Origin of the sequence: Cellulomonas algicola (assembly GCF_003851725.1) — a bacterium.
Lineage (GTDB): Bacteria > Actinomycetota > Actinomycetes > Actinomycetales > Cellulomonadaceae > Cellulomonas > Cellulomonas algicola.
In genome coordinates, this window is record NZ_BHYL01000388.1 from 1 (window position 1) to 6,786 (window position 6,786).

The 6,786-nt window shown below is 72.8% G+C and carries 5 protein-coding genes; all 5 read left to right on the top strand.

Annotation, left to right across the window (positions count from 1 at the left end; genetic code table 11):
- The first annotated feature begins 131 nt into the window (after window positions 1-131).
- Entirely contained in the window at window positions 132-2,912 is a 2,781-nt protein-coding gene (locus CTKZ_RS19675) for a peptidoglycan recognition protein family protein (protein ID WP_124344505.1), read from the top strand.
- 78 nt (window positions 2,913-2,990) lie between these two features.
- The gene (locus CTKZ_RS19680; RefSeq protein ID WP_124344506.1) at window positions 2,991-3,872 is read left to right on the top strand and encodes a class I SAM-dependent methyltransferase; all 882 of its coding nucleotides are present in this window, start codon (window positions 2,991-2,993) and stop codon (window positions 3,870-3,872) included.
- Complete coding sequence (locus tag CTKZ_RS19685) at window positions 3,872-4,705, top strand: ABC transporter permease (protein WP_124344507.1); 834 nt, start codon at window positions 3,872-3,874, stop codon at window positions 4,703-4,705. The genes CTKZ_RS19680 and CTKZ_RS19685 overlap by 1 nt, the downstream gene beginning before the upstream one ends.
- Window positions 4,702-5,883 carry an ABC transporter ATP-binding protein gene (locus tag CTKZ_RS19690; RefSeq protein ID WP_235843568.1) on the top strand — a complete coding sequence of 394 codons (1,182 nt, stop codon included), beginning with the start codon at window positions 4,702-4,704 and terminating at the stop codon, window positions 5,881-5,883. Before CTKZ_RS19685 ends, CTKZ_RS19690 begins: the two co-directional genes overlap by 4 nt.
- Window positions 5,880-6,786, top strand: a 907-nt coding sequence (locus tag CTKZ_RS19695; protein WP_148090529.1) for a glycosyltransferase family protein, incomplete at its 3' end; no start/stop codon positions are given. The genes CTKZ_RS19690 and CTKZ_RS19695, both read left to right, overlap by 4 nt.

The window sequence follows — 6,786 nt, forward strand, 5'->3', positions numbered from 1 at the left end:
CGTGCGTGACGTGCCCGCGCGCCGCCCGGCGGGGCGGCTTGACCAGCCCCGGAGGGGCACGAAGACTGCGAGCCACGACGCAGGGAGGGGCGACGATGTCGAGTCGTGTGCAGAGGTGGGCAGCCGGAGCCGTGGCCGCCGCAGGTCTGGTGGCAGGTGCGGGGCCCGCGCAGGCGCTGCCCGTCGCCGCGGGAGGCACGTCGCCCGCCGCGCAGGCGACGCTCCGCACGGACGGTGGGAGCGCCGCCGCCGTGCGGGCCGTCACCGACGTGCCCCTCCACGAGGTCGACCTCACGGTCGCCCCGCCGTCCGGGCTGTCGGCGTTCGCGCTTCCGGCGCCCTCGACGACGGGCCCGACCCCGGACGAGACGGACCCCGACACGACCGCGTCCGACGCGACGACGCCCGACGCGGCGACCGCCGACCGGCCGCACGGGTCCGACCGGGTCCGGACCGAGCCCATCGCCACGTCGGAGCACACGACGATCGGCGTCTCCTGGGCCGACCCGGCGGCCTCGCTCGCGGTCCAGGTCCGGACCCGCACCGACGGGACCTGGTCGCAGTGGCGCGCGCTCGACGACGAGGTCACGTCGCCCGACGCGTCGACGAGCGAGGCGCAGCGCACGCTGCGCGGTGGCACCGAGGCGGTCTGGATCGGCGACGCCGACGCGGTCGAGCTCTCCTTCCCCGCGACGACGGCCGTACCGGCGGACCTCGAGCTGACGCTCGTGGGCGACGCGGCGACCGACGGCGTCACGGGTGACGTGACGGACGGCGCCGGCACGGCGGCGGGCACGGCCACGACCGACGGCACCGGGGCGCGGACCGCGGCGGCCACGACCACCGCCGCGCTCGAGGACGGCGACGTCGGCGCCCTCGCGCAGGCGTCCTCGGTCGCGGCCCCCGCGATCGTCTCGCGGGCCGAGTGGGGCGCCGCCCCGCAGCTGTGCGCGTTCGACGTCGCGTCCACGCTGCAGTTCGCGGTCGTCCACCACACCGCGGGCTCGAACGCCTACACCAGCGTCGCGCAGGCCATGGCGCAGATCCGCAACGACCAGCGCTACCACCAGCAGTCCCGCGGCTGGTGCGACATCGGCTACAACTACCTCGTCGACAAGTGGGGCAACGTCTACGAGGGGCGCGCGGGCTCCGGCGACCGGCCCGTGATCGGCGTGCACGCGGGCGGCTTCAACACCGGCAGCGTCGGCGTCTCCATGCTGGGCGAGTACGGCGCCGTCGCGCCGCCGGCCGCGACGCAGGAGAGCGTCGCCCGCCTGATCGCGTGGCGTCTCGCGTCCTACCACCGCGACCCGGCCGGGTCGTTCTGGTACACGACGGGCGGCGGCGAGAACTCGCGGTACGCGGCAGGCACGCGTCTGCAGCTGCCGGTCGTCATCGGTCACCGCGACGTCGCGTTCACCGCGTGCCCGGGGGAGCGCGGGTACGCGATGCTCGGCGCGGTGCGCTCGCGGGCCCGTGACCTCGTCGGCTCGCAGATGGTGAATCCCTACCTGCTCTCGACGTCGCTCGCGTACGGCGCGGGCACCGCGGTCGCCTCCGACGTCGTCGGCTCCATCGGGTGGACGCTCACGGTCGTCGACCGCCGCACCGGGGTCGAGCTCGTGCGCCGCGCCGGCAGCACCGGCCCCACGTCGGGCACGACGATCGCGGGCTGGGACGGCCGGTCGGACGCGGGCGTCGCGCTCGGCGCCGGGCCGTACACGCTCACGATGACGGGCACCGACCTTGTCGACGGGTCGCCGCTCGTGCCGTGGTCGCAGAACTTCGAGATCACGGGCAGCCAGAACCCGCCCGTCGTCGCCGCCGTGCCGCTCACCGGCTCGCTGCGGTACGAGGCCGTCGACCCCGCCCGGCTCGTCGACACGCGGGCGACGGGAGGCTCGCTCGGCGCGTCGTCGCGCATGGACCTCAAGGTCGCCGGCGTCGCAGGCGTCCCGGCCGACGCGAAGGCCGTCGCCCTCAACATCACGGCCGTCAGCTCCGCGGGCGTGTCCTACGTGAGCGCCTGGCCCGCGGGGCAGGCCCGACCGGGGGCGTCGGTGCTGAACGCCGACGCCGGGCGGACCACGGCGGCCTCCACGGTGGTCGGCGTCGGCGGGCAGGGCCTGGTCAGCCTCTACAACAACGCGGGCAGCGTGCACCTCGTCGTGGACGTCACCGGCTACTTCACCGACTCCGGCGCGACCGACGGCTACGCACCCCTGACGACGGCGGCGCGCGCGCTCGACACCCGCACGAGCGGCGGCGCGATCCCGGCCGGCGGACGGCGCACCGTGCCGCTCGCGGGGACGTCGGGGATCCCCGCCGACGCGACGGCCGTGGTCGTGAACGTCGTGTCCCGCGCGGCGGGTTACGGCAACGTCGCGGTCGTGCCGAGCGGCAGCGCGCCCGGCATCACCTCCACCGTCAACCACGTCCCGGGTCGCGACGTCGCGAACCGCGCGGTCGTGCCGCTGCGCTCCGGCGCGGTGGACGTGAACGTCGCGGGGTCGGCGGCGGACGTCGTCGTCGACGTGGTCGGCTGGTTCGGGCCCGGCGGCACGCAGCGGTTCACGCCCGTCGCGCCCGCCCGCGCCTTCGACACCCGGCTGACGGGCCGGCAGCTCGGGGACGGCCAGACGCGGACCTTCCCGGTGGCCTCGGTGGGCGGCGTCCCCGCGGACGCGTCGTCCGTGGTCCTCAACCTCACGGCGACGCGCGCGAACGCCTACGCGACGTACCTCACGGCGTGGGGTCCCGGGTCGCGGCCCGCCACGTCGGACCTCAACGCCGGGGCGGGCGCCGACATCGCGAACGTGACCTTCGTCAGGCCAGGGACCAGCGGTGTCTCCGTGTACAACAACGCAGGCAGCGTCGACGTGGTGGGGGACGTCATGGGGTACTTCCGCTAGTCACGGGCGTCCGGTCCGGGGTGTCGGCCTTGTATGCTGACGCCCGCCTTCTGACAGCCGAGGTAAGCGGGTCCCTGCATGTCCCAGTACGACACCACGCTCGACCCGACGGTGTCGAACACGAGCCACAACCAGGTCATGAGCCTCGTGCCGCGAGGGTCGACGGTGCTCGACGTCGGCTGCGCCACGGGCTACCTCGCCGAGGCGCTGGTCGCCCGCGGGTGCGTGGTCAGTGGTATCGAGTACGACGCCGACGCGGCCGAGAAGGCGCGTCCCCATCTCGACCACCTCGTGGTGGGCGACCTCGTGACGATGGACCTGGCGCACGAGTTCGGCGACCGCCGCTACGACGTGATCGTGTGCGCCGACATCCTCGAGCACCTGCCCGACCCGGTCGACGCGCTGCGCCGGCTCGTCACGCTGCTGCGTCCCGGCGGCTCCGTCGTGATCTCCATCCCGAACGTCGCGCACGGGTCGCTGCGGCTCGCGCTGCTGCAGGGACGCTGGCGGTACACCGAGACGGGCCTGCTCGACCGGACGCACATCCGCTTCGTCACGCGCACCACGCTGCTCGAGCTGCTCGCCGAGGCGGGCGTCGTCGCGGTCGAGGTGCGCACCACCTGGCGCGACGTCCTCGACTCCGACGTCTACGTCGACACGGCGGACCTTCCCGCGGGCGTCGTCGACTGGGTGCGTCAGCAGCCCGACTCGGGGACGTACCAGTTCATCGTCCGGGCCGTCCCGGACGACGGCGAGGGCGCGCTGCGCCGGGCCGTCGACGAGCGCGACGCGCTGCGGGCCGAGCTCGAGCACGCGCGTCACGACGTCGAGCGCGCCGCGGCCGAGCGCGCCGAGGCGCAGGAGTCGCTCCGGCGGATCCAGGCGACCCGGTCGTGGCGCCTGCTGCGTGCACCGCGCGCGCTGTACGGGCGCGTCCTGGGTCGCGGGGGGAGCCGCTGATGTCGCTCGTCTCCGACCTGACGTCCTCGCGCGAGCTGCTCGCCAACCTCACGCGCCGCGAGGTCAAGGGCAAGTACAAGCGGACTGCGCTCGGCCAGCTGTGGTCGCTCGTCAACCCGCTCGCGCAGATGGTCATCTTCACCGCCGTCTTCTCGTTCATCCTGCGGATGCAGCCGGCGCCCGGTGACCCGAGCGGGCTCGACGTGTTCGCGCTGTGGCTCCTGTGCGCGCTGCTGCCGTGGGCGTTCTTCACGAACGTCGTCAACGGCGGCATGGGGTCGATCGTCGGCAACGAGAACCTCATCAAGAAGGTCGCGTTCCCGCGCGTCACGCTCCCGGTGTCGAACGCGCTCTCGGTCGGGTTCACGTGGTCGCTCGAGATGCTGGTGCTGCTGGTGGCCCTGGTGGTCGCGGGTGCCGCCGCCTGGATGTGGGTCCCGGCCGTGGTGGTCGCGATGGTCGTGCTGCTCGCGTTCGCCCTCGGCGTCTCGCTCATGCTGTCGATCGCGAACGTCTACTTCCGCGACACGCAGCACTTCGTCGGCATCCTGCTGCAGGCGTGGTTCTACGCGACGCCGATCGTCTACCCGGTGTCGCTCGTCGCCGAGCAGTCCGAGAAGATCGGCCCGCTCTTCGGGTCGGTGACGCTGCTCGACCTGTACCGGCTCAACCCGATGGAGCGGTTCTCCGAGGTGTTCCGCAACCTGCTGTACGACAACCGCTGGCCGAGCCTCGAGTCGAGCCTGATGTGCCTCGGCTGGGCGGTCCTGTCCCTGGGTGTCGGTGCGTACGTGTTCCGGCGCCACCAGACGAAGCTGGCGGAGGCCCTGTGAGTCCCGTGGCGGTCTCCGTCGACGACGTCACCAAGAAGTTCCGCGTCTACCACGAGCGCAACCAGACGCTGAAGGCCGCGGTCATGCGCGGCCGGCGCTCGGTCTACGAGGACTTCCACGCGCTCGACGGCGTGAGCTTCGAGATCCCCGAGGGCAGCACGTTCGGGCTCGTGGGCGACAACGGCTCGGGCAAGTCGACGCTGCTCAAGTGCATGGCGCGCATCCTCTACCCCGACTCGGGCAGCGTCGTGACGAACGGCCGGGTCGCGGCGCTCCTCGAGGTCGGGTCCGGCTTCCACCCGGAGCTGTCGGGGCGCGACAACGTCTACCTCAACGGGTCGATCCTCGGCATGACGCGTCCCGAGATCGAGCGGAAGTTCGACCAGATCGTCGACTTCTCCGGCGTCGAGCAGTTCATCGACCAGCCGGTAAAGAACTACTCGTCGGGCATGTACGTGCGGCTCGGCTTCGCGGTGGCGATCCACGTGGACCCGGAGATCCTCCTGGTGGACGAGGTGCTCGCGGTCGGCGACGCCGCGTTCCAGGAGAAGTGCACCGAGAAGTTCGTCGAGTTCCGGCGCGAGGGACGCACCGTCGTCGTCGTGAGCCACTCGATGCCGTCGCTGCGCAGCATGTGCGACCAGGTCGCGTGGCTCGAGCACGGCAAGCTCGTCGAGACGGGGGAGGCCACGCCGATCCTGCAGCGCTACCTCGACTCGACGCGGACCGACGCGGTCACGGGCGCCGACGGTCAGGTCCGGTGGGGCACCGGCGAGGCCCGGCTCGACAAGGTCGAGGTGCTGCACGACGGCCGGCCGGTGGAGGCCGTGCGCACGGGCGACGAGGTGTCGATCCGGCTGCGCTACACCGCCACCGAGCGGATCGAGAAGCCCGTCTTCGGGCTCGCGATCGAGTCGCACGACGGCGTCTACCTGTGGGCGAACAACACGCGCGACGCGAAGTACTCCGTCGACGCGATCGAGGGCACCGGGGTCGTGGAGTGCCGGATCCCGCGGCTCGCGCTGCAGCCCGGCCGGTTCCAGGTCCTCGCGTCGATCGTCGACTCGACGACCACGCACGTCTTCGACTACGTCCGTGAGGCGGCCTGGGTCGCGGTGGAGTTCGGCGACCCCGTCGAGTCCGGCGGCTACCTGGCGCTCGACGGGCGCTGGTCGTGACGGCGGAGGCCGCGGCGCCGGCGGTCACGCGTCGGCGCGTCCTCGTCGTCACGCTGGACACCATCGCCGACCGGATGGCCGGTCCCGCCATCCGCGCGTGGGAGATCGCGCGCGCGCTCAGCGACGAGCACGACGTGCGCGTCGTGACGTTCGGCCGCTGCACGCGTGACGGCGAGGGGTTCGTCACCGAGCACATCGACGTGTCCGACTTCCGGGCGCGCGTCGAGGCGAGCGACGTCGTCGTCATCCAGGGCTTCGTGTTCAACGCGTTCGCGTGGCTGCAGGAGTGCGAGCAGGTGCTCGTCGTCGACCTGTACGACCCGTTCCACATCGAGACGCTCGAGGTGGACCGCTACAAGCCGGCCGCCGAGCGGGAGCGGGCCCTCGACTTCGCGCTCGGCGAGCTGCGCGACCAGCTGCGCCGCGGCGACTTCTTCCTGTGCGCGTCGCGTCGTCAGCGCGACCTGTGGCTCGGCCAGCTCGCCGGTGCGGGGCGTCTCAACCCCGACACGTACGACGACGACCCGTCGATGCGGTCGCTGCTCGCGATCGCGCCGTTCGGGAGCCCTGCGGAGCGTCCCGTGCAGCGCCGCCACGCCATCAAGGGCGTGGTCCCGGGCATCGGGGAGGACGACAAGGTCGTCCTGTGGGGCGGGGGCGTCTACAACTGGTTCGACCCGCTCACGCTCGTGCGCGCTGTCGACGTCCTGCGTGCGCGGGTGCCGGAGGTCCGGCTCTACTTCCTCGGGATGCGGCACCCCAACCCGGACGTCCCCGAGATGGCCGTCGCGGCCCGGTGCCGCGAGCTCGCCGAGGAGCTCGGGCTGGTGGGCACGCACGTCTTCTTCAACGAGGACTGGGTGCGTTACGAGGACCGCGCGGACTACCTGCTCGACGCCGACG

Coding starts and splice junctions, on each gene's coding strand:
- CTKZ_RS19685 (WP_124344507.1), top strand. CDS start 3,872: ATGTCGCTCGTCTCCGACCTGACGTCCTCGCGCGAGCTGCTCGCCAAC.
- CTKZ_RS19680 (WP_124344506.1), top strand. CDS start 2,991: ATGTCCCAGTACGACACCACGCTCGACCCGACGGTGTCGAACACGAGC.